This is a genomic window from uncultured Draconibacterium sp. (genome assembly GCF_913060805.1).
Lineage (GTDB): Bacteria > Bacteroidota > Bacteroidia > Bacteroidales > Prolixibacteraceae > Draconibacterium.
This window is the reverse complement of the sequence record NZ_CAJXTC010000004.1, coordinates 30487-54015: the sequence shown is the minus strand read 5'-3', so window position 1 is coordinate 54015 and position 23529 is coordinate 30487. Positions and strand designations below refer to the sequence as shown.

The 23529-nt window shown below is 42.5% G+C and carries 18 protein-coding genes; 8 read left to right on the top strand and 10 right to left on the bottom strand.

The window, feature by feature from the left end:
• Positions 1-28 precede the first annotated feature (28 nt).
• Positions 29-1117, bottom strand: a complete 1089-nt coding sequence (locus tag QZ576_RS03575) for a mannose-1-phosphate guanylyltransferase (protein WP_297094137.1) — start codon at positions 1115-1117, stop codon at positions 29-31.
• Positions 1118-1282: 165 nt separating this feature from the next.
• Here QZ576_RS03575 and QZ576_RS03570 point away from each other — a divergent pair, with 165 nt between their 5' ends.
• The 4 genes from QZ576_RS03570 to QZ576_RS03555 all read left to right on the top strand — a co-directional run bounded on the left by QZ576_RS03570 (position 1283) and on the right by QZ576_RS03555 (position 5032).
• On the top strand, positions 1283-2023 hold the full coding sequence (locus QZ576_RS03570) for an ABC transporter permease (RefSeq protein ID WP_297094135.1): 741 nt from the start codon (positions 1283-1285) through the stop codon (positions 2021-2023).
• Entirely contained in the window at positions 2020-2775 is a 756-nt protein-coding gene (locus tag QZ576_RS03565) for an ABC transporter ATP-binding protein (RefSeq protein WP_297094133.1), read from the top strand. The genes QZ576_RS03570 and QZ576_RS03565 overlap by 4 nt, the downstream gene beginning before the upstream one ends.
• Before the next feature lie 100 nt (positions 2776-2875).
• Positions 2876-4069, top strand: a complete 1194-nt coding sequence (locus tag QZ576_RS03560; RefSeq protein ID WP_297094131.1) for a redoxin family protein — start codon at positions 2876-2878, stop codon at positions 4067-4069.
• A gap of 111 nt (positions 4070-4180) precedes the next feature.
• Positions 4181-5032, top strand: coding sequence for a DUF89 domain-containing protein (locus QZ576_RS03555; RefSeq protein ID WP_297094129.1), 852 nt, complete (start codon positions 4181-4183; stop codon positions 5030-5032).
• 98 nt (positions 5033-5130) lie between these two features.
• Here the strand turns inward: QZ576_RS03555 and QZ576_RS03550 are convergent, their stop codons facing one another.
• The 8 genes from QZ576_RS03550 to QZ576_RS03515 all read right to left on the bottom strand — a co-directional run bounded on the left by QZ576_RS03550 (position 5131) and on the right by QZ576_RS03515 (position 16454).
• Complete coding sequence (locus QZ576_RS03550) at positions 5131-6687, bottom strand: PglZ domain-containing protein (protein WP_297094127.1); 1557 nt, start codon at positions 6685-6687, stop codon at positions 5131-5133.
• Between the two features lie 151 nt (positions 6688-6838).
• Positions 6839-10531 (bottom strand): tetratricopeptide repeat protein, encoded by a 3693-nt coding sequence (locus QZ576_RS03545; protein WP_297094125.1) that lies wholly within the window; start codon positions 10529-10531, stop codon positions 6839-6841.
• Positions 10532-10847: 316 nt separating this feature from the next.
• Positions 10848-11963 (bottom strand): Mrp/NBP35 family ATP-binding protein, encoded by a 1116-nt coding sequence (locus QZ576_RS03540; RefSeq protein ID WP_297094123.1) that lies wholly within the window; start codon positions 11961-11963, stop codon positions 10848-10850.
• Positions 11964-12150: 187 nt separating this feature from the next.
• Complete coding sequence (locus tag QZ576_RS03535; RefSeq protein ID WP_297094122.1) at positions 12151-12474, bottom strand: MGMT family protein; 324 nt, start codon at positions 12472-12474, stop codon at positions 12151-12153.
• Between the two features lie 99 nt (positions 12475-12573).
• Positions 12574-13314 (bottom strand): tRNA (guanosine(46)-N7)-methyltransferase TrmB, encoded by a 741-nt coding sequence (trmB, locus tag QZ576_RS03530; RefSeq protein WP_297094120.1) that lies wholly within the window; start codon positions 13312-13314, stop codon positions 12574-12576.
• 44 nt (positions 13315-13358) lie between these two features.
• Positions 13359-13829: a gliding motility lipoprotein GldH gene (locus QZ576_RS03525; protein WP_297094118.1), complete on the bottom strand. Its 471-nt coding sequence runs from the start codon at positions 13827-13829 to the stop codon at positions 13359-13361.
• Between the two features lie 64 nt (positions 13830-13893).
• The gene (gene ricT, locus QZ576_RS03520; RefSeq protein ID WP_297094117.1) at positions 13894-15162 is read right to left on the bottom strand and encodes a regulatory iron-sulfur-containing complex subunit RicT; all 1269 of its coding nucleotides are present in this window, start codon (positions 15160-15162) and stop codon (positions 13894-13896) included.
• A gap of 167 nt (positions 15163-15329) precedes the next feature.
• A complete protein-coding gene (locus tag QZ576_RS03515; RefSeq protein WP_297094115.1) occupies positions 15330-16454 on the bottom strand; it encodes a DNA polymerase III subunit delta in 1125 nt (374 codons plus the stop codon).
• Between the two features lie 287 nt (positions 16455-16741).
• On the opposite strand from QZ576_RS03515, the gene pgk reads away from it, so the two are divergent.
• The 4 genes from pgk to QZ576_RS03495 all read left to right on the top strand — a co-directional run bounded on the left by pgk (position 16742) and on the right by QZ576_RS03495 (position 22203).
• Entirely contained in the window at positions 16742-17938 is a 1197-nt protein-coding gene (gene pgk, locus QZ576_RS03510) for a phosphoglycerate kinase (RefSeq protein WP_297094113.1), read from the top strand.
• Between the two features lie 541 nt (positions 17939-18479).
• Complete coding sequence (locus QZ576_RS03505) at positions 18480-18668, top strand: DUF2892 domain-containing protein (RefSeq protein ID WP_297094111.1); 189 nt, start codon at positions 18480-18482, stop codon at positions 18666-18668.
• Positions 18669-18888: 220 nt separating this feature from the next.
• A complete protein-coding gene (locus QZ576_RS03500; RefSeq protein WP_297094110.1) occupies positions 18889-21483 on the top strand; it encodes a glycoside hydrolase family 2 protein in 2595 nt (864 codons plus the stop codon).
• Positions 21484-21675: 192 nt separating this feature from the next.
• Positions 21676-22203, top strand: a complete 528-nt coding sequence (locus tag QZ576_RS03495) for a hypothetical protein (RefSeq protein WP_297094108.1) — start codon at positions 21676-21678, stop codon at positions 22201-22203.
• Between the two features lie 93 nt (positions 22204-22296).
• On the opposite strand, the gene kbl is transcribed toward QZ576_RS03495, so the two are convergent.
• Complete coding sequence (gene kbl / locus QZ576_RS03490) at positions 22297-23484, bottom strand: glycine C-acetyltransferase (protein ID WP_297094106.1); 1188 nt, start codon at positions 23482-23484, stop codon at positions 22297-22299.
• Between the last annotated feature and the right edge of the window lie 45 nt (positions 23485-23529).

Sequence of the window (23529 nt, the reverse complement as noted above, 5' to 3'; positions counted from 1 at the left end):
TATTTTTAGCTATTGTTTGCCGTTCAATTTACACTAGCGAATCGCCTTTTTGGATTCGCACATCGGTAACAAACTTCTTCACCTGATCTTCATCTTCGCGCCGGCAAATCATTAAAGTATCGTTTCGTTCGGCAATAATAAAACCATCGAGGCCTTGAATAACAGCCATTTTATTTTTCGAGATGTCGACAATGCAATTTTCGGTATCATATAACATCACATTGTCTGCCCGTATTACATTACCATCTTCATCTTTTTCTTTGTTTTCGTATAACGAACTCCAGGTTCCCAGGTCGCTCCAGCCAAAATCAGCAGTAAGCACATACACATTTTTTGCCTTCTCCATTATTCCATAGTCGATTGAAATAGCCTGGCATTCCGAGTACGTTTTCCGTATAAAAGGTTCCTCACTCGACGTGTTCATTTTGCTGCGGCCATGTTCAAATTTCAGGGCAATTTCGGTTAAATGCTGCTGAAGCGACTCAAGCATTGTTGACAATGAGGAAATAAATATTCCCGAGTTCCAATAAAACTCTCCACTTTCGATAAAAATCTTCGCCATCTCTTCATTCGGCTTTTCCGTGAAGGTTTTTACTTTATACAGGTTGTCCAAATCGTTAAACTCCTTTTTCCGTTTCACCTGAATGTAACCATAACCGGTTTCAGGGCGGTTGGGCTTAATACCGAGCGTTAGTAGAGCCGGCTTTTCAGCAACAAACTCCAAGCCGTTTCGGATTTGCTTTTTAAACTCCTCCTCTTTCAGAATTAAATGATCGGAAGGCGTAACAATAATGTTGGCTTCCGGATCGATCAATGCAATTTTATTGGCCGCATAAGCCAAACACGGTGCTGTATTCCGTCGTAAAGGTTCCAGCAGAATCTGCTCATCTCGAAGCGCAGGAAGCTGCGATTTTACAAGATCTTTGTACAACGCGTTGGTTACAACAATAAAGTTTTCTTTGGGTACGATCTCCTGAAACCGCTCGTATGCTTGTTGAATAAAAGTTTTTCCAGTTCCTAAAATATCTAAAAATTGTTTCGGACGTGCTGTGCGGCTAAGTGGCCAAAATCGACTTCCTACGCCACCTGCCATTATCACACAAAAATTGTTAGCCATCTGTCTGTGTTTTGTTCGTAAAATGAATCTTCCCTGAGATTGTAACTTTGAAAATACGGAATTATTTTGTTATTGTTGCCTCAGCCCGATTCAAATTCATAAAAATTTTGTTTCCGCATATTAAGTTGTAATTTTAGCCGATTACATAGCAAGAAACTTTAAACAATGGGGTTTTTCTTTCATATAGGCCGATATTTTTCGATGCTGAAACGGGTTTTTGCCCGGCCCGAGAAACACAAACTGTATTTCAGGCAGTTGTTTCACGAGATCGATAACCTGGGTGTAAACTCGGTGGGTATCGTAATAATCATTTCGATTTTTATTGGCGGAATTATGACCATCCAGTTCGCTTACAGTATGGCGAACCCGATTTATCCATCGGAACTGGTGGGTTTGGGAACCCGCGATACCTTGCTGCTCGAGTTCTCATCAACCATGCTGGCGCTTATTATGGCCGGAAAAGTGGGATCGAACATCACCTCCGAAATAGGAACGATGCGTGTTACCGAACAGATCGATTCGCTGGAAATTATGGGGGTAAACTCGGCCAGTTTTCTTATCCTGCCCAAAATAATTGCGGTGGTATTTATCTTTCCGTTCCTGTATATTATCAGCGTATTTTTCGGATTGCTGGGCGGTTTGGTTACCGGCCCAATTGCCGGTGTTATTACCATACCTGAATACATTGATGGAATTCAGTGGTTGTTTTACCCGTATTACATTACTTTCTCCATAATAAAATCGTTGTTTTTCGGATTTTTGGTAGCCTCGGTACCTGCTTATTTTGGATACTACGTACAGGGCGGAGCGCTTGAAGTAGGTAAAGCCAGTACAAAAGCCGTGGTAAACACCAATATCCTCATCCTGTTTTTCGACTTAATTTTAACCCGCCTGCTATTAACATGATTACACTTAAAAACATAGTAAAAACATTCGACGGCAATACGGTTTTGAAAGATATTTCAACCGTTTTTGAGCAGGGAAAAACCAACCTGATTATTGGCCGAAGCGGATCGGGGAAAACGGTTTTACTGAAATCGACACTCGGACTTTTTGAGGTTGACAGTGGCGAGATTTGGTACAACGACCGCAACTTTACCCAAATGAACGAGAAAGAACGCAAAGTGCTGCGCCGCGAGGTGGGAATGGTTTTTCAGGGAGGAGCTTTGTTCGACAGTATTTCAGTTGAAGGCAATGTACGTTTTCCGCTCGATATGTTTACAGAAATGAGTTCGGCCGAAAAACAAAAACGTGTTGAATTTTGCCTCGAGCATGTAAACATCGAAAAACAAGCATTCAAACTGGCTCCCAGCGAAATTAGTGGTGGAATGCAAAAACGTGTGGCCATTGCCCGCGCCATTGCACTAAATCCCAAATACCTGTTTTGCGACGAACCCAACTCGGGCCTCGATCCCGAAACCGCTACAGTTATCGATCAACTGATTCAAACGCTGACCAAAGAGTTTGAAATGACCACTATCATCAATACACACGATATGAATTCGGTAATTGAGATTGGCGAATCGGTGTTGTTTATCTCGAAAGGTGAAAAGGAATGGGAAGGCACCAAAAAAGAAATTCTGGATTCAGGTAATCAAAAACTCGACGACTTTATTTTTGCCAATAAACTTTATGCGCAGATGAAGAAGGGGCAATAGAATGATAATTCATTTTTACCTCCCACAAACCATCCTTCCTGACAAACAACAAATTACACTGGTATGATTATTGTTAACTAGCTTAAACAAAAATATTCCCATGAAACTTCTGGTCTCTCTAACATTCATTTTACTATCAACATTTGTTTGCTATTCGCAGAAACAAGAACTGATTAATCAAGTAATTACAGCTATTGAAGAATCAGGTGGAGCAAGCTACGAAAGTACTATTACGATTGAAGTACCGACTCTTGCCGACACAACAATCAAAATTAAATACCTGTCTCGATTCGACTACATGATGAATGAATACGATACACTGTATTTTATGAACTTCCGTTTCGACAAACGCGAAAAAACACACAACTTCGATCGCCTGAAGAGTTTAATTTATAGTGGCCAGTATTTTTATTCAGTAGAAAAAATCAAGGACAATTATATTCCTGATCCGAGCTATCGTAAGCAAGATTTATCAAATTCCTCGGGAACAACTGCACTGCAAAAAAGTATATACGGGCAGTTACCTCATATCTATAAAGCTCTTAAAACCAAAGATCCAAATGAAATAATAACAAAAAGCGACACAATATATGATGGACAAAAATACTCCAGAATTGCTTTCATGGAAGATGAAATTGATGAATTTGAGGTATGGATTGGCAATGATTACTTTCCATCAAGAGTTATTCAAATTGCTCACGTAAACAGAAAGAAACCACAAATTGTTAGCTCAAATAATTTAGCTAATTATAGTTTTTTTAGTAATGAGAAGGGCGAACTTGAAAATCCTGAATTAATCAATTTGTTTTCAATTAATGAATCACAAATTCAACTCAAAGCAGATCCGAATACTCCAATTCTAAAACACCTCTCGGTAAACTCTCAAGTCCCTGAAATTATAGATACGACCGTTGCAGGAGTTCCATTACAACTTGATCCTGACAACGAAAAAGTAAAACTTATTTTCTTTGGAATGATTAATTGTTGTCCGTGCGTACAGTCACTTCCGCACTTAAAGAATATCAATAATATCTTCTCCGAAAACCGGCATTTTGAAATGGTGGCATTTTATCCATACGATCCGCCAAGCGTCTTGGAAAAATATAGTAGAAAAGAGAAGATAAATTACCCAATTTGTGCGGGAGGAAAAGATGTTGTCAAAGCTTTTGGTTTACACGCCTATCCCGATTTATTATTGGTAGACAGAAAAGGTCGCGTTTATAAGTGGTATAATTATAGCGAGGATATGACTGAGATTTTAGTCTCCGCTATAAATAGATTACTGAAAAATTAAATTGCACCCTAATCTTATTAAACATTAGTTCATTTGTATCAACCATAAAAAGTTCTGTTACTTTTACTCAAAACTTCGGAAACAGAACTTCCGGCTTCAAATTTTTTTAGCATGAACTACGAATGCCTAATTTGCCAGGTAAAAGCGCTGCAAAAGCGAATGGACAAATACGAGATCGCAGAGGATAAACGAAATTCGATTGTTAGTCAGGCCATTTCAACCATTGCCGGCATCGACCTCGACAAAAGTTTCTCGCCTGAAATTACCAGCAACATTTTAAGAGAATTAGAGAAAGAATCGGAAATCAAAGATCCGTATGCAGCCGAAAAAAAAGAAAGTAACCAGGCATTGTTAGGTCGCTACAAGGAGTTCAAAACAAAGGTTGAAGAGTCGGACGATAAATTTGATACTGCACTGCGTTATGCCATTGCCGGAAACATCATCGACTTTGGCCCAACTCACCGTTTTGATGTGGACGAGACCATCGAACAGGTATTTCAAACCTCGTTTGCGGTTGACGATTCGGAGGCCTTAAAAACAGCGATAAAAGGGGCTAAAACCATTTTGTACCTGGGCGACAATTGTGGCGAAATTGTTATGGACAAACTTTTCCTGGAAACCATTGATCACCCAAATGTAATATTTGCTGTTCGCGATCAACCAATTTTAAATGATGCCACCTTAAAAGAAGCACAGGAAGTAGGTTTGCACGAGGTAGCCACTTTAATCACCAATGGCGACAATACACCGTCAACACTGCTGCACCGGGTGAGCAAAGAGTTTTTGGAAATCTACCGATCCGCCGACCTCATCATCTCAAAAGGTATGGGCAACTTTGAAGGTTTAATGGACGAAAACGATCCGCGACTGTTTTACCTGCTGATGATAAAATGCCCGGTTATCGGCCAAAAAGTTGGTGCCGAAAAAGGGGATTTTGTGGTAAAACGAAGTGGTTCTAACTAACCGTCATTCCGAACGAAGAGAGGAATCTGTATTATCATGGAGATTTAGCTCCGCTGATTTTCAATTCTCAGTCGTTCCTCCTTCGAAATGACAGCTTCTTACTTTTTAGGATCTAACGTAACCACCGGAATAATCAATTCTTCCATCGATATTCCGCCGTGTTGGAAAGTATCTTTGTAATAATTAGCGTAATAATTGTAATTATTCGGATAAGCAAAGAAGTCGGTTCCCTGCGCAAAAACATAGCTGGTACTCACATTCCTCGATGGCAGATAAATGCTTCGCGGATCGCGAATTTCAAACACATTTTTCGATTTAAAATTCAGGTTTTTACCCAGCTTGTAACGCAGATTGGTATTGGTTTCGCGGTCGCCAATAATCTTCACCGGATTATCAACGCGAATAGCGCCGTGGTCGGTGGTAATTACTACACGAATATCTTCGTCGGCCAGTGCTTTGAGCAATTCCAGCAACGACGAATTTTTAAACCAGCTTAAAGTTAGTGAGCGGTAAGCCTTTTCGTTGTTGGCCAACTCGCGAATCATATCCATTTCGGTGCGAGCATGCGAAATCATGTCTACAAAATTCACCACCATCACCGAAAGGTCATTCTTCAATATATTATTCAGGTTTTCGGTTACCCAACGTTCCTTTTTAGCACCCGATCCTTTTTCGAAATACAGGCTCTCTTTACGTGCAAAACGCTCCAGCTGCTTACGCAACAACTCTTCTTCATTGCGGTTTTTGTGGCCTTCATTATCATCGTCGAGCCACAATTGCGGGTACACCTTTTCAATCTCAGAAGGCATTAAACCGGCAAACATGGCATTACGCGCATACATAGTTGCAGTGGGCAAAATTCCACAATACAAATCTTCTGTAACCGTGCGGAAATAAGTATTTATCTCGGGGCTAATAACGCGCCACTGGTCGTAACGCAAATTATCTACCACCAGCACAAAGGTCTTTTTACCATCGTTGAGGTGCGGAAGAACGCGGTGCTTAAAAATATCGGGCGACAACATCGGACGATCTTCAAAATCGGCCTCAAACCAATCCTGGTAATTCTCTTTTATAAACCGGAAAAAAGCCTTGTTCGCCTCCTCCTTTTGCATCGAAAGAATCTGGTCCATGGCCGAATCTTCCGACTCACTCAACTCCAGTTCCCAATAAACCAGTTGACGGTAAATATCTTTCCACTCATCAAAAGTCAGGCGGTCGTTCAGTTTCATACCGATTTGGGCAAACTGCATCTGGTATTTCGATGTGGTTTGTTCGGTAACCAAACGTTTCTGATCGATGTTCTTTTTCAACGTCAGCAAAATCTGTTTTGGATTTACCGGTTTTATCAGGTAATCAGAGATCTTAGCTCCAACCGCCTCATCCATTATATTTTCCTCTTCGCTTTTGGTGATCATCACCACCGGCACATTGGGTGCAACATCTTTAATTTTTGTCAGCGTTTCCAAACCGGTCAGGCCAGGCATATTCTCGTCGAGAAAAATAATATCGTAATAACCGGCTTCAACTTTCTCAATGGCATCGAGTCCGTTGGTAGCGGTATCTACTTCGTAACCTTTTTCCTGTAAAAATATGATGTGCGCCCGTAAGAGATCAATTTCGTCGTCTGTCCAAAGTATTTTTGGCTTGTTCATGTGCAATTCTTTTTTGTTTTCTGTTTCTGTCCCTATTAATTCAAATCAGTTAAAGATAAGAACAAAAAAGGTGCCGTTAAAGTATGCGCTTAACAAACTTTAAGAGTTCTGTACCAGTTCTGTTACTCCAAGGGAAATAACAAAATATACCCTATTTATTGAGGTATACTTGTTTGTAGAAGTCCATGTATTCCGTAATGTTCTTCTCGCGGAGGAAAATATCGAAGTTTTCATCCGAAATCAGGAAGTTACGGTACTGCGCTGTTCCAAGCGGATCGAACAGATCGCGGTTACGCACCACAACGCTGAAGTATTGACGAGCTGTTGCCTCATCTTCCATACCTTTAACAATGATCAATTGACGAACCTGATCCAGTTGTTGCTCCTCGATGATAAATCCCGCGTTGGCAAAATTCGACTGGTTGTACGCGGCTATTCCATTAATAAACGCGTCTTTAAATACGCCGGTTGCCGGAATTACAAACACAATGCGATGTGGTCCTGCAATGTTCTGGTTATATGGCAGATTATCCACCGAAGTTGCATCGGGCTGAACGGCCGTAGTTGGCTCAGCAGTCTGCGTTGTTGTTTGTGCTGGTGCCGTTGTCTGACTTTCAGTTTCCGATGTAGAACTTGAAGCTCTGCGTTGGATGTAATTATTACGGAAGAATGTAATGTATTCGTCCACCTTATTCTCGTCGAGCAGCGTCTGCAGGTTATCATCCGTAATCAGGAAATTGCGGTAGGTCGATTGTCCCAGCGGTTCGAACAAACTACGTGTTGTAATTGCACGGCGGAAATACGACATCGATTCGTTCAGCGCCGGAATTCCGTGAACCACCAACAACTGGTAATCACCCACTTCTTTTACCTGCAGTGCCAGTCCCCATGTACGGAATTGGTCGCGGTTAAAGTCGGCAAATCCACGCATTAACGGACGTAACGACAAGCTTTTGTCTTTAACGGCAATCACAAAATTCTGCGTTGTATCAACATGCGTATCGTACAATCCTGCCGGACCTGCTTTTACCGTAACAAAAGTACCGCGCTCGTTCAGTGCGTTGTCTTCGGCTGCGGCACGTGCCATCAGCTCTTCAGGCGAGATATCCATTTCGTCGTCGCTGAAATTCGAACGGATAAAACGGCTGTAATTCTTCACAAAGAACTTCATGTAATCGGCCGTTGAGCGCTCTTCCATAACCGCCCGGTAGTTGGTCGACGATATTACAAAGTTCATGTAATCAACTCCCTGTAAAGTTTTGAAAACAGAAGCTTTTCTGATGATTGCGCCATGATAGATCAAGGCATTTTCTTTGTTGGTCATTGAGCGTACCAGCAAAAAGGCCAGCTTATCATCGAGGTATTCCGTTTCAATATCGTAGTCAATTTTAGTATAGTGGTCGATGTTGTAATTGGCAATATCAAACTTCAGGCGATTCAGATCGATGTTATCCTCATCCTCGCGCGGATAGGCAATTACAAAATAGTGCAACAGATCTTCGTCGTAACTGAACTTACCGCCAAACTCATCGTCGGCAAAGAAATTTTCAGGCAACAATTCTTCGTTCTGAATCTCTTCGCTGATGTAACCCATTTCCACCAGTTTCTGATAATCGGTTAAGGTACTGTCCTGAATAAGCGTAAGTATTTCCTGTGCCAGCGGCGATGGTTCTTTTGCCGGATATTCTGCCAGATAACCTTTTAGCAAGGCTTCAAAATTGTGCACATCGGTTAACACACCGTCGGCAACCATTTCCATAAAATCAATTTTCGGCATAATCACACTGTCCGGCTCCATGTTTTTCATTTGCCCGGTAAGCGACAGCACGTTCTGGTATCTTCCCAGTTTATAATTTCTGAAAGTCTCCTGGTACAAGCGGTTCATGCTGTCAGTTTTGGCCGCCATTTCCACAAAGAAATTTGGATTTTGCAGGAACTGCGCAAACTTACTTCGCGGATATTCAGAAATAATGAGGTTACGGTAATAATTCGATTTTTCTTTGTCGCCCATCAATTCATACAAATCGTACAAATCGAAATAAGCCGACAACAGGTAAATATTGTTCGGATAGCGTTTTATCAACTCTTCGAAAGCCATGGCCGATCGCTCGTAATCCTGAAACTCTGATTTAAATATTTTTCCGGCATTGTACAAAGCATCGCGAATTCGCTCGTGCGACACTGCCATCAGCGAGTCAGTTAACGGCAGATCCTGCGTATAGAATTCCTTTTGCAACGGGTCTTCCACACGCTGTTCTTCGGGTTCGGCTTTTACCATCTCCTCGCCTTCGGCCAACGAAACGGTATTCTTGTTCGATCTCCGCCAGTCGTCTTCCAAGGTTCGTCGGCCCCATTGTTGCTGGAAAGTTACCCGCCCGTACGACACGGTTTGCGGATTGTAAAAATACCAGCCTCCGCCACCAGAATTTCCCATTCCCATACGGTAGCGGTTTGAGCGGTAATACCCCTGACTTTGCGCTCCCTGCATGGCCAGATTTTCCATGTTTCGCTGGCGCTCCTGCTCTTCTTTCATCAAGTTGGCAATCAACGCTTCGCGCTCGGCATCGGGCATATTTGCTACTTTTTGCAAACTGTCTTCGCGTTCAACCATCAGGATGTTGTCGACCAAATTGGTTAAACTGCGGTAACGCGCCGAAACATTATCGTAATTCGGATACGTTTCGTCGATAATGATCATCGCACTATCGTAATACGACTGCGCACCACGATAATTCAGATCCTCAAAATAAATATCGGCCAAAGTGATTGACGACAATGCCCGTTGGTATTGATTTTTAAAACTTGTAGCTACTGATTGTTTGTAATTATCCTTGGCAACATCGCGGTTTCCTTCGCGGAAAAAGATGTTACCCAAAGCATAATAGATCTGGTCGCGGAAATCGACATTCTTTTTGTCGCGCAGCATTTTATTCAACTGCTTTTTCAAATCTTCGGTATTTCCTTCGCCCGAAAATACTCCGGCACCGTTAATCATCGCGTTAAACGCCATGGTGTAATCCGGATTCATTTTGGTTACCTTTCTAAAGGCCGCTGCTGCAGCTTCATTCTGCCCAAGTTCCTGGTACAATTGTGCAATAATATATTGCAGGCGGGCTTTATCTTTTTTCCAGAATGTTTTGTCGATGGCAATATCGAGCAAGCGAATTGCATTGTCGTATTCATATTGCTTTTTGTAATAAAAAGCCGTTGCAATGGCAAAATCGCGCTCCAAACTTTTTGGGAAATCATCGTAGGCCTGAATAGCCTGAATAACTTCGTTGGCCTCAATATAGCGTTCCAACTCAGTGTAGGCACGAATCAGCCAAACTTGCGCCTCGTCGGCAGTTTCTTCGTCGGGGTATTTACGTACCACATACGAGAAATTATCGATGGCTGCAAAAAAATTATGTTGGTAGAAATAGGCTTTTCCCATTAACAGGTAACTGTCGTCGGTCCAATTGTTAAACTCCTCCTGGCTGGCAAATTCCTGGTATTTGCGCGAACCACCACCTCTTTTACGTTTTGGTTTTTTGGTAATCGAGTGGATCTCGATCAGTTTCGAACATTTTACAACCGCATAATCCATATCCGATTTTACCATTCGCGCAACCGACGGATCGCTGGCTTTGTAAATGGGTAAAATACGTGTAAAGTCGTCTTCAATGCGCTCGTCGATGGTTGCAACGCCCTCTTTTACTGCCTCGGTAGCATTAAAATAAACATTGTAACGCGAGGTAACATTATGGAAAGTTCGTGATGCACGGGTGTTTTTTTCAGTGGAACAGCCGGCAAAAATCGAAACCAATAAGAACAGGAATATGGTATGTAAAAATCGTTTCTTCAAGCAGTTTTTTGTTAACTCATTGAATAAACTCAGGAATCACAAGATTATTGCCTGCATATCCTGAATTGTTGCATTTTGTAAACGCTGCAAAAATAAGAAAAAATGAATGTGTAACAGAATTAATTATCAGGAGGCTGGAATAATGCATTTTTATGGGATTGTAGTCCTAAAAACAGAGTCTGTTTAAGAAGTCATCAATAACGTCATTCTGAATTCATTTCAGAATCTGCTGGACTTGATTTCGAATTGCGTAAGATCCTGAAACAAGTTCAGGATGACACAATAAGAACTTCTTAAACAGACTCTCGTTTTTAGTTTATTTTCGGGAAATTTTTACCTTTTTAGTTGGCGCCATTTGAATGTTGCGCACATGAACACGGTGTTTCACTTTATCAGCCACATCGGCAAAGGCCATTCCGGTAATTGTATCACCGTTGGCAGCTACCGGAGTTCCTTCATCGCCACCTTCGCGGATGCTCTGAACAATTGGAATTTGCCCCAGCAAAGGCAAGCCCAATTTATCGGCCAGTTTTTTACCACCTTCTTTACCAAAAATGTAGTATTTGTTTTCGGGTAATTCGGCAGGTGTAAACCATGCCATATTTTCCACCAACCCCAATACCGGCACATCAACCGATTTACTCTGGAACATACTGGTTCCGCGAACTACATCCGCCAAAGCCACATCCTGCGGAGTAGTAACAATTACTGCTCCGGTTACCGGAACACTTTGTACCAAAGTCAGGTGAATATCGCTGGTGCCCGGAGGCAAGTCGATCAGCAAATAATCCAGCTCGCCCCAGTTTCCTTCCGAGATCAGTTGTTTCAATGCATTCGATGCCATTGGTCCGCGCCAGATAATCGCACTGTCGGGATCAACAAAAAAACCTACCGACAAGAATTTAACACCGTATTTTTCCAGCGGGTTGATCATTTCTCTGTCGTCGATTTTCACTCCTGCCGGACGTTCGCCTTCAACACCAAACATTTTTGGAATTGACGGGCCAAAAATATCGGCATCCAGCAATCCAACTTTTGCACCGCTTTTTGCCAGTGCAACTGCAGTATTTACGGCAACAGTAGATTTACCAACACCACCTTTACCCGATGCAATGGCCACAATGTTTTTAACGTTGGGCAGAACCGGGCGTTCCATGTCGTGAATGAATTTTACGGCAATGTTGTCCTCAATTTCAACCTGCTCGCCAAGGTATTTTTTTATGGCTGCTTCACAAGCCAAAACAAGTGTTTCAATATTTGGATCGTTACTTTTCTGAAAAACCAGCGAAAAACTGATTCGCTGTCCGGCAATACGGATTTCCTGTGGCATTTCCAGTTGCACCACATCTTCGTCGCTTCCGGGATATTTTACGGTGCGCAAGGCATCGGTAACATCTTTGGGGACAATTAATTTTCTTGGTATATCTGCCATTTTAAAATGCTTTATTTTGACTTTTATTGTCTGTTATTTGAAACTGCAAATTTAATAATTGCAATTAGATGAACAGTTTAAACACGGAAATGTTTTGATTATTATTTTGAACTTTTGACCAATTGAAATAATTCATATCTCCGAAAAACGTTTCGTACCTACGGGACTGGGGTTTGGAAAAAAGCAGCTACAATTCTTTCTGCGGATCCCAGAATTTCTCTTTAAAATCAAGGATTTGATCGCCATCGAGTTTTAATCCTTCCGCTTCAAGCAGTTCCTGCATGGCATTTGGATTATCAAAATGATGTTTCCCGGTTAGCAGTCCGTTGCGATTTACCACCCGGTGCGCCGGCACAAACTCCGAGTGCGAGTGACTGGCATTCATTGCCCAACCGACCATTCGTGCAGCTCCCGGTGAACCGAGGCAGGCAGCAATGGCACCGTACGACGTTACTCGTCCCGGCGGGATTTGTTTTACTACTTCGTAAACCTGGTTGAAAAAGTCGGACATCTCAAAAGTTATTTGTCATTTCGAATTCAGTGAGAAATCTGTAAGTTCAAAAGAATTATTGTAACAGATTTCTCGCTACGCTCGAAATGACAGGTTTATTTATAAGTCTCTCGCACTACGACCAAAACTTCGGTACTCGTCACGTTCAATATCAATTTCAGGCTCGATGAGTTCGCCGTCATGAGGAATAAAAGTAAGGTACTTACTTGGTATTCCGCGATCGAGCCACTGCTTTTCGTAAAAAGTGCGGATGCGCAAAACATCTGTCAATCCTTCCCACTCATACAGATTATCAGTTTCGGCCAATACCTCGAATTGATTCAGTTTGGCCATTTCCAGCGTGTAGTTGTACTGAAAATTACTGTCGGTTTTTAAATGCACCACACCACCGGGTTTCAGAAAAGTCCGGTACTTCTTCAGGAAAGTGGTTGATGTAAGACGTTTCCGTGCTTTACGCATTTGCGGATCGGGGAAAGTCAGCCAGATTTCATCCACCTCATCCTTGCCAAAAAACTGCGGAATCAGTTCGATATTGGTACGCAAAAATCCCACATTTTTCATTTCGCGCTGGAAGGCCAGTTTTGCACCTTTCCACAGCCGCGCGCCTTTAATATCCACACCAATATAATTGATGTTCGGATTCATTGCCGCCAGCTCAACGGTATATTCTCCCTTGCCACAACCCAACTCTAGAATCAGGGGTTGATCGTTTTTAAAAAACTCGGCCGACCATTTTCCTTTTAAATGAAAATCTTCGTGGCCAACCTTATGAAACGGCGCCTGAACAACATGTTCAAAGCCCATCATTTCATCAAACTTTTTCAGCTTTCCTTTTCCCACCTCTAAAAAATAAACTGTTGGTATTTATAAATTTCCTTGATAATCTATTTGACTTTTTCCACACGCACACCCACGTCGGAAATTCCTTTAAGTTCGTCGTTGCGCATTCCTTGCTGCAAACTTATGGTGTAATCGCCCGAGTGGGGGAAAAACACATTTCGCCGGTAAATTGCCTCACGGGTTTTTAGTCCGCCAAAACCTTCGCCCAGCCATTTCCCCGACGGATCGGCCAGCACCATTTCAAAGGTATCTTTAACGGCTTCGCCTCCGGGTTGCTCAATGGTAACAAACAGCCACAGGTTGCTGTAGCGGTAATCAACCTTGTTGCGCACATTAATATAAAGGTTATGATTTTGAAGGGTATCGGTAACCGGCACATCAAAAACCACCAGCGAATCTTTGTTCCAAACGCCTTTGTCTATCGGCTTATATTTATCGAAAACACTTTGCGAATCGCACGCTGCCATTAAAACCACAATTCCCGCAAAAAGTATAACCTGAAAAAAACGACTCATTCTGTTTCAACTATTTTTTTTCAAAAGACATTAATCAAACGCAGTAAAACGTAAGTTGTTTTCTTTAATCACGGTTTTGGTTACGATTTTGATTGGATCGCCTGTTTTGACTGCCCCCGCGGTTTTGTTTCGGTTTGCGGTTTTGGCCATTTCCCTGGCTGTTATCTTGCCTGCGATCCGGTCTCTGGCCTTGCGCATTTGGCTGATTTTGATTTCTGCCCCGGTTTGGATTACGACGGTTGCTGCGCTTTTTCGAGCGGCTTTTTTTCTTTGCGCGGTCGAAACGGTCCAGATCTTCCTGCCCCACTACATTGTGGAAAGTGTCGATCTTTTGTGCTCCGGCATCGTATTTTTCGATCACCAGTTTTTCAGGTTTTTTACCGCTGCGGTTTAAACGTAACACCTCTTTTACCCGTTTTACAGGAACGGCCACCAATGTTCCGGGACCTTCGCCGCGCGGTGCGTACCAGTATATTCCTCCAAAAATATCGGCTTTTAAGAATGAGTAAGTCATGTGTTCCGTTTCGAGCGGAATATGATTAGGCGGGAAATCTTTTGTCGCATCAATGTATGCATCCACCTCGAAATTGAGGCAGCACTTTAATTTACCACATTGCCCGGCAAGTTTTTGCGGATTCAGCGAAATCTCCTGATGACGCGCTGCATTGGTGGTTACCGACACAAAATTGCTCATCCACGTTGAGCAGCACAGTGTGCGCCCACAAGGACCAATTCCTCCAATGCGGCCGGCTTCCTGGCGCGCACCTATCTGTTTCATTTCGATGCGGATGCGGAATGTTTCGGCCAGCACTTTTATCAGCTGACGAAAATCTACCCGACCATCAGCAATGTAATAGAATATCGCTTTTGTTTTGTCGCCCTGGTATTCCACATCGCCAATTTTCATATCGAGGCGCAAATCCTGAACAATCTGGCGCGACTTAATCATGGTTTCGTGCTCCAGCGAAATCGCTTCTTTCCACTTGTCAATGTCGACCGGTTTGGCGTGGCGATATACTTTGCGGTATTCGCCGTTATTTAGGGTTACTTTGTGGCGTTTCATTTGCTCGAACACCAGCTCCCCTTTCAGCGAAATAATCCCAATGTCGTGACCCGGATTTCCTTCAACGGCCACCAGTTCGCCAACTTTAAGTTTTAGGTTATTTACGTTTTTATAGTAGTCTTTTCGGGTATTTTTAAAACGCACCTCAACAATGTCTTCGCCTTTGTAGGCAGGCTGTACATCGCCAAGCCAGTCGGTAACCTGCAGTTTTCCGCAGTTCCCAACTTTCGTTTGACAAATCCCTCTATCTGTGGTATTTACTTCTTTCATTCTTTAGGCTTAAGTCCCCGGCTTTCAAAATTTCTCCAAAAGCCTGTTTTATCCGGCAATGCCAAGATAACTAAATAACTCACAAAAGTAATGATTAATAGCAATTTGATAGCTAGTGGCTTGGTTTTTAAAATGAATCTAAAAAGGGAAATAGCAAGATGGAATAACTACCGCTTAATCAGCCGCACCATCCGCAAACCGGTATCCATAAAAACAATACGCGGATTTCCGTTCATGGAGATGTGTTTTATGGCCAGCTCAAATTCGTCGGCAAAAGCCACAATGTTGCGTTCATTAATAAACGGTGCAAATTTTTTGCCCCAGTCTTTTTCGGCGCGGTTCATATATACAATTTCGCTGCGTTTCATGTTCGACACAAAATATTCGCGCACCAAACGCAACGAAGCTGCAAAAAAGGCTTTTTGTTTGTCGCGGCCAATCTTCGCCATTTCGTCGGCCCAGTCAATCATATCTTTCACTTGCCGGGCATAGGCAAAACGCATCATTTCCTGAAATTTCTGGAAATAAAACTGCTCATCGTCCGACGGCGACAAATAACTGAGTGCTTTCAGATAACTTCCCGAAGCCAGGTGAACCGCATCGGGAATAATCTCCGGATCAACGCCCTCAATTTTCAGCAAAGCATTTTGGATAGATTGGTTATCGACAAACGGAAACTTTACCAGTTGCGCCCGCGAACGGATGGTGCCGATCACTCCTTCTTCGTTTTCGGTTACCAAAATAAAAAGTGTTTTGCTGGGCGGCTCCTCAATCATTTTCAAGAGCTTGTTCGAGCAGGCGATGTTCATTTTTTCGGGCAACCAAATAATCATCACTTTAAACTCCGACTCAAACGATTTGAGGTTCAGTTTTCGCAGGATCGACTCGCTTTCGCGTTCGTAAATTTCGCCCTGTGCATTCCCGGCGTCAATGTGGCTCAGCCAGTCGCTCAGTTCGAAATACGGATTAGCCAAAACTTTCTCGCGCCACATGGGAAGAAAATCATCGCTAACCGGTTTGTTAAACTGTTTGGCGTTGAAAATCGGGTACACAAAATGCAAATCGGGGTGCGCCATTTTTTGGTATTTGTGGCACGACGGGCAGGTTCCGCACGAATCGGTTTCGCTGCGGTTTTTGCACGAAACATACTGTGCATAAGCCAAAGCCATGGCCAGCTTTCCGGTTCCCGACGGGCCCGAAAATAATTGTGCGTGACTGATTCGTTGCTCCTGAACCGACCGGATTAGGCGGTTTTTTATATTGTCTTGTCCTACTACGTCTTTGAAAAACATAAGCCAAAAATAGTATTTTCTGCCTGTTCGGCGGTGGAACTTTGAAGAAATATGCTCAAAGAAAAAGTTGGCAATAAGCAAATAGCAGTTGGCAAATTCTAATATTCCATAATTCATTCATTCACGCAGTCCGTAATTCTAATATTCTCAAATTCAAGCCTTCCTACACTGCTCGTTATCTTACCGCAACATTAAATTATGAAAGGCCTTAAAATTCCGCTGTTTTTTCGTGCTATTAATTTCTATCTTTGGTTGGATTTTTCAAAAAACACTAAAAATATAATATCATGCAAACTATTAGCAGCTATGACTTTAAAGGTAAAAGAGCTCTTATCCGCGTTGATTTCAACGTACCTTTAAACGACAAATTCGAGATTACAGACGATACACGTATGCGTGCAGCGCTTCCTACAATTAAGAAAATTATTGAAGGTGGTGGTTCACCAATCATCATGTCGCACCTTGGACGTCCGAAAAACGGTCCGGAAGAAAAATTCTCGCTGAAACCATTGGTAAATCACCTGAGCGAACTGCTTGGTGGTGCTACTGTAAAAATCGCTCCTGATTGTATTGGCGACGAAGTAAAAGCAATGGCTGAGGATGTAAAACCTGGTGAAGTTCTTATTCTTGAAAACCTGCGTTTTTACAAAGAAGAAACTGCCGGCGACGAAGAATTTGCTGCTAAATTAGCTGAAAACGGCGACTGCTGGGTAAACGATGCATTTGGTACAGCTCACCGTGCGCACGCTTCAACAGCTGTTATCGCTAAGTTTTTCCCGAACGACAAAATGTTTGGTTACCTGATTGAAAGCGAAGTTGAAAGCTTGGACAAAGTTGTTAAAGCACCACAACGTCCGCTTACTGCAATTATGGGTGGAGCTAAAGTTTCGTCGAAAATTACCATTATCGAAAACCTGTTGGACAAAGTAGACAACCTGATTTTAGGTGGTGGAATGAAATTTACTTTCGTGAAAGCTCACGGTGGTAATGTAGGTAGCTCAATTTGCGAAGACGATTTTCTGGAAACAGCTTTGAATATTGAAAAGCTGGCAAAAGAAAAAGGAGTTAATTTATACATGGCAAGCGATGTTGTGGCTGCCGATGCATTTAGCAACGATGCCAACACAAAAATTCTTCCTATCGGTGAAATTCCTGAAGGATGGATGGGATTGGATGCCGGTCCTGATGCGATTGAAGACTTTAAGAAAGTGATCGAAAAATCGGGAACAATTCTTTGGAATGGTCCTATCGGTGTTTTCGAAATGGAAGCTTTCGCCGAAGGAACAAGAGCAGTTGGTGAAGCTGTTGTTGAAGCAACCAAAAAAGGTGCATTCTCGCTTGTTGGTGGTGGCGACTCGGTAGCTGCGGTAAATCAATTGGGATTTGCTGATGGCGTTTCGTACATCTCAACTGCAGGTGGCGCATTGTTGGAATACCTAGAAGGAAAAACACTCCCTGGTGTTGCTGCTGTTCGTGGCGAATAATCAAAAATTACAATATACTGAAAAGCCTGGTTCCTTTCGAACCGGGCTTTTTTGTGGAATTCAATCTTGATTAAAAGCAGCTATTTCCGTCCTCACTGGTTTTAAATGGAGCTGTTTTTGTTTTCGTCCGGAAGAACCATCAGCGTTGAAAAGCTTTCTTCGCCGGACGATTTATCTGAAAACCTTTTACCCGGGGCGGCGTAATTCAAAGAATTACTTTGCCCCGGGCTAAAGCAAAACGCACTTTCAGCGCTTTTAATTAATAGCTCCAAAGGAGCGAAAGGCAATAACCCGGTGCGACTGACGGCAGTCAGTAAGCGCCGGGATAAAAAATGAAGTCGATCTCGTCCGGCGAAGAAAGCTCAAAAGAGATTGTTCGTTGCTCCGGACGAAATAAACCGAAAGCAACTATAAGCTGATTGTATAAAAAAGCTCTGAATGGGTCAAATTTTAATTCCCGACTTTCTTTGTCTGCCAATTTTACCCCTTGAACATAACCCACCACCCAACTGTTTCACAACAAACTTAAAACAGAGAAAAAATGAAAGGTAACGTAGGATCAGTTGACAGATTATTACGAATAATTGTAGGATTGATAATTGCTATTATCGGAGTTATTTTCGACAGTTGGTGGGGATTAATTGGCATTGTGCCATTGGCCACCGGACTTTTTAGGTTCTGCCCGCTGTATTTTCCTTTAAACATTTCAACTACCGGAAAGGACGAATAACTACAAATCGCTGTTTTTCCCATTCCTATTTAGTAATCCTCAATTCACTTTAACATTACTTTTCTCAAAACAAGCTGAGTAGTAAATCCTTGTCCGTATTTTCTTATTGTATTTTATACATAAAGAGCCTTGAAACAAGAAATTTGAATATATTTGGGGTCTATCTTTAGGTTATTCCTAGTGTTTTTATCAATTTTGAAAACTAATAAACTATTATACTATGAATGCGATTAACCGTTGGCCGCTTCTGGCCATTTTTGCGCTGCTCTTTTCGGTAGCATGTACAACTAATGAATCTGGCCCCGACCTCATGATACAAAAAGAATTAAATACCAACTGGACCTTTAACCAGGTGGGAGAAAACGAATGGCTGCCTGCATCAGTTCCCGGAACGGTTCACACCGATTTACTGGCCAACGAAAAAATTGAAGATCCTTTTTATCGCCTGAACGAACTGGATCAGCAATGGATCGACAAAGTAGACTGGGAATACAAAAGCACTTTCTCAGTTGACAAATCAATTTTAAACCGCGATAAAGTTGTCCTCGATTTTGAAGGACTGGACACTTATGCCGACGTTTCCGTAAACGGCGAAAAAGTACTTTCGGCCGACAACATGTTTCGCGAGTGGCAGGTTGATGTAAAAGACCTGTTAAAAGAAGGCGACAACGAAATCCACATTGTTTTCCGTTCGCCAATTGTTGAAGGATTGAAAAAATACGACGCCAACGGTTTTGTTTATCCGGGTGGTGAAAACGACCAGGCCGAGCGTGGTGAAGTTGAAGGAAACAAACGCGTGAGCATTTACACCCGTAAAGCCGGTTATCATTTTGGTTGGGACTGGGGTCCACGTTTGGTAACCAGCGGTATCTGGAAACCGGTTTACCTAAAAGCCTGGGACCAGGCAACCATAGAAAACCTGCAAATCGTTCAGCACGAAGTTTCTGACGAGAAAGCAACATTTACAGCTGTTTTCGAGGTAAATGCAGTTAAAAAAGCAAATGCTACCATTTCTATTAATAACGACGGACAAGCACTTGCTTCTAGCGAAGTTAGTTTGACCCCTGGCATAAATAAATATTCGGTTGATTTCGAAATTGCCAATCCACAACTTTGGTGGACCAACGGTTTGGGCGAAGCACATTTATACAACCTTTCAGGAGTTTTGGATGTAAAAGGCCGCACCGTTACTGAAGATACCCGCATCGGAATTCGCACGCTTGAACTGGTTCGCGAAAAAGACGATGATGGTACTTCGTTCTACTTCAAATTGAACGGACACCCGGTGTTTATGAAAGGTGCCAACTACATTCCAAACGATATGTTTTTGCCACGTGTTACCGACGAAAATTATCGCAAGGTGGTTATGAATGCCAAGAATGCGAACAACAACATGTTGCGTGTTTGGGGTGGCGGTATTTACGAAAACGATATTTTCTACGATCTCTGCGACGAAAACGGAATTCTGATCTGGCAAGACTTTATGTTTGCCTGCGCCATGTTCCCGAATAATCCTGAGTTTTTGGATAACATCAAACACGAAGCGATTGATAATGTAAAACGTTTGCGCAATCACCCGAGTATTGCATTGTGGTGCGGAAACAACGAAATTCTTACTGCCTGGAACACCTGGGGATGGAAAAAGATTGCTGAAGACCAGGGCGACGATGTACCGGACAAAGTATGGCAAGGTTATGTTGATATTTTCCATAAAACACTGCCCGACGTGGTTGACGAATACGATCCTTCGCGCAGTTACTGGGGATCAAGTCCATCGTCTGGTCTTGGCGTACAGGCCGACCTTGTAAATGGCGACGAGCACTACTGGGGAGTTTGGTGGGCCAAAGAGCCATTCAGCACATACGCCACTCACCTGGCGCGTTTTATGAGCGAATACGGATTCCAGAGTTTCCCTGAAATGGCGTCGGTACGTAAATACGCCGAGCCGGAAGATTACGATATTTATTCGGAAGTGATGGAGTCGCACCAACGTTCATCAATCGGCAACGGAACCATCGAATATTACATGCTTCAGGAATACAAAAAACCAAAAGATTTTGAGTCGTTCCTGTATGTAAACCACGTGCTGCAAGCCGATGGTATTAAATTTGGACTGGAAGGACACCGCCGCGCAATGCCGTTCTGTATGGGAAGTTTGTACTGGCAAATCAACGATGTTTGGCCTGTGGCTTCGTGGAGCTCAACCGACTACTACCAAAACTGGAAAGCGCTGCAATACTACGTGAAAAAAGGATTTAGCCAGGTTTTGGTTAGCCCGTACGAAGAAGGAATTAAGTTTAAAGTGGGTATCGTAAACGACCGCCTTGAGCCAATTCAAGCCGAGCTCCGTATGCAAATGGTTGATTTCGACGGACAAGTGATTTGGGAAGAAGCTCACCTGGTTGATATTCCTGCCAACTCGAGCGACGATTATTTCGATGTAAACAAAAACGAGTGGCGTTACAAATACAGAAGAAATCTGAAAAACGTTGTTTTCACCACCGAGCTGGTTGAAAACGGAAAGGTAATTTCGAATAACAAATATTACTTCCTGCCATTTAAAAACCTGAGCGTTAAAGCTCCGGAAATTGAATATGCCATTACAAAAGTGGATAACGGTTTCGACATTGCACTGAAAACCGACAAACTGGCTAAAAACCTGTTCATGGAAATTGGCGACGAAGATGGTTTCTTCTCCGACAATTACTTTGATTTGTTGCCAAACGAAAAGGTATCGATCAATTTAGAAACCGATATGTCGGAAGAAAAGCTGAACGAAGTACTGACCATCCGTACTTTGGATGATGCTTTTTAAGCAATAATTATTGATAGTCATTCTGAGCGTAGTCGAAGAATCTTAACAAATGAGATGTTTCGACTTCGCTCAACATGACTTCCTTTAAGTTAGTCTTCAGATTTGCTGCTTCTTTTGCTGACACCCAACTGTTTAAAACAAATCCACCCACACATTTTTATTCAATCTCAATTTCCCGACCTTTAGCTCAACATGAACTTATTTATTGTACTTTTTTTTAGCATTCTCTCTATTTTCATTGGCAAACCGGCCGAAAAAACCGAAGTCTATCTTGAAAAAGGAGGCCAGTTGATCGCCTTTCAGGCTACCGGCGAAAAGGGAAAAGTGAGCTTTAAACACCTCGACGAAGGCAGCTACAAATTGCTTTTGGTTTTTCCGCAACAAGAGGGCAAATACATCAAAGAAAAGCCCAAACACGAAACCATGACCAAAGCCACTTACAATCCGAGAAACAAAACTTACTATTACCAGGGAACTGAAGGTTTTTTCTCCATAAAATTCAGAGATCTTTCAAGGATCAAAAGCGAGAATTTTTCAGCGATATTCAGGGAAGAGCAAGATGGCGAGGACAAATTTAATGCGATCGCAGAATTTGGCATTCACAATGCCGGCGGTTCGGTCGGAGTTTTAGTAGAAGCCATTACAGCCGCGCAATTCAAAAAAGCTGCAGATAAAATTGGCCAGGATATTTCAACACAATCCATTCGGGGGATAAAATAAAACTGTCATTTCGAAGGAGGTACGACTGAGAAATCTGTAGCTTCAGAGATTGAAAGCAACAGATTTCTCACTTCGTTCGAAATGACAGAATATTTAAATAATTCCCAATTCTTTGCCCACCTTAATAAAGGCGTCAACAGCCCTGTCGATTTCCTCGAACGAATGTGCTGCCGAGAGCTGAACACGAATTCTAGCTTTTCCGCGAGGTACAACCGGGAAACAGAACCCAATAACATAAACGCCCTCTTTTAACAGCTTGTCGGCAAATTTTATGGCCAGTGGCTCATCGTAAACCATTACCGGAACAATAGCGGTGTCTCCTTTTACCAAATCGAAACCTGCAGCTTCCATTTTCGTTCTGAAACGATCGGCATTTGCCATTGTTTTGGCTGGCAGATCGGCACCACCCGAAAGCATTTCGATAACTTTCATCGTTGCTCCAACAGTTGCCGGCGCCAAAGTATTCGAGAATAAATACGGACGCGAACGTTGACGCAACATGTCAATAATCTCGCGACGACCAGATGTACAACCGCCGTTTCCACCACCCATGGCTTTTCCGAAAGTAGTTGTTATAATATCTATTTCACCCAATAAATCGTAATGTTCTGCAGTACCGCGACCGGTTTTTCCGATGTATCCTGTTGCATGCGAATCGTCGACCATCACCAGTGCATCGTATTTTTTAGCCAGCTTCACAATGTCGGGCAAGTTGGCTATATCTCCGTCCATCGAGAAAACACCATCAGTTACAATTAAACGGTATTTTGCTCCCGATGCATCTTTTAAACATTGCTCCAGCTCAGCCATATCAGAGTGCTTGTAACGGAAACGCTGTGCTTTACACAAACGCACTCCGTCGATAATCGATGCATGGTTTAACTCATCAGAAATAATCGCTGAATCGGCACCTAAAAGTGGCTCGAAAACTCCACCGTTTGCATCAAAACAGGCACAATATAAAATCGTGTCTTCAGTTCCCAAAAACTCAGAAACCTTTTCTTCCAACTCTTTGTGAATGGATTGTGTTCCGCAAATAAAACGCACTGAAGAAAGTCCAAATCCCCAATCGTTCATAATATCCTGAGCAGCTTTAACCACCTCCGGATTATTTGCAAGTCCCAGGTAATTGTTAGCACAAAAATTCAGCACCGACTCACCGGTCGACACTGCAATTTCAGAACTTTGCGAAGTCGTAATGATACGTTCACTTTTATATAATCCCTGCTCTTTTAATTCTTCAAGCGTGTTTCTTAGGTCGTTCTTAATTTTTCCGTACATGATTTCAATTGTTTGTTAAACCAATACACAAAGTAATGGAAAGCA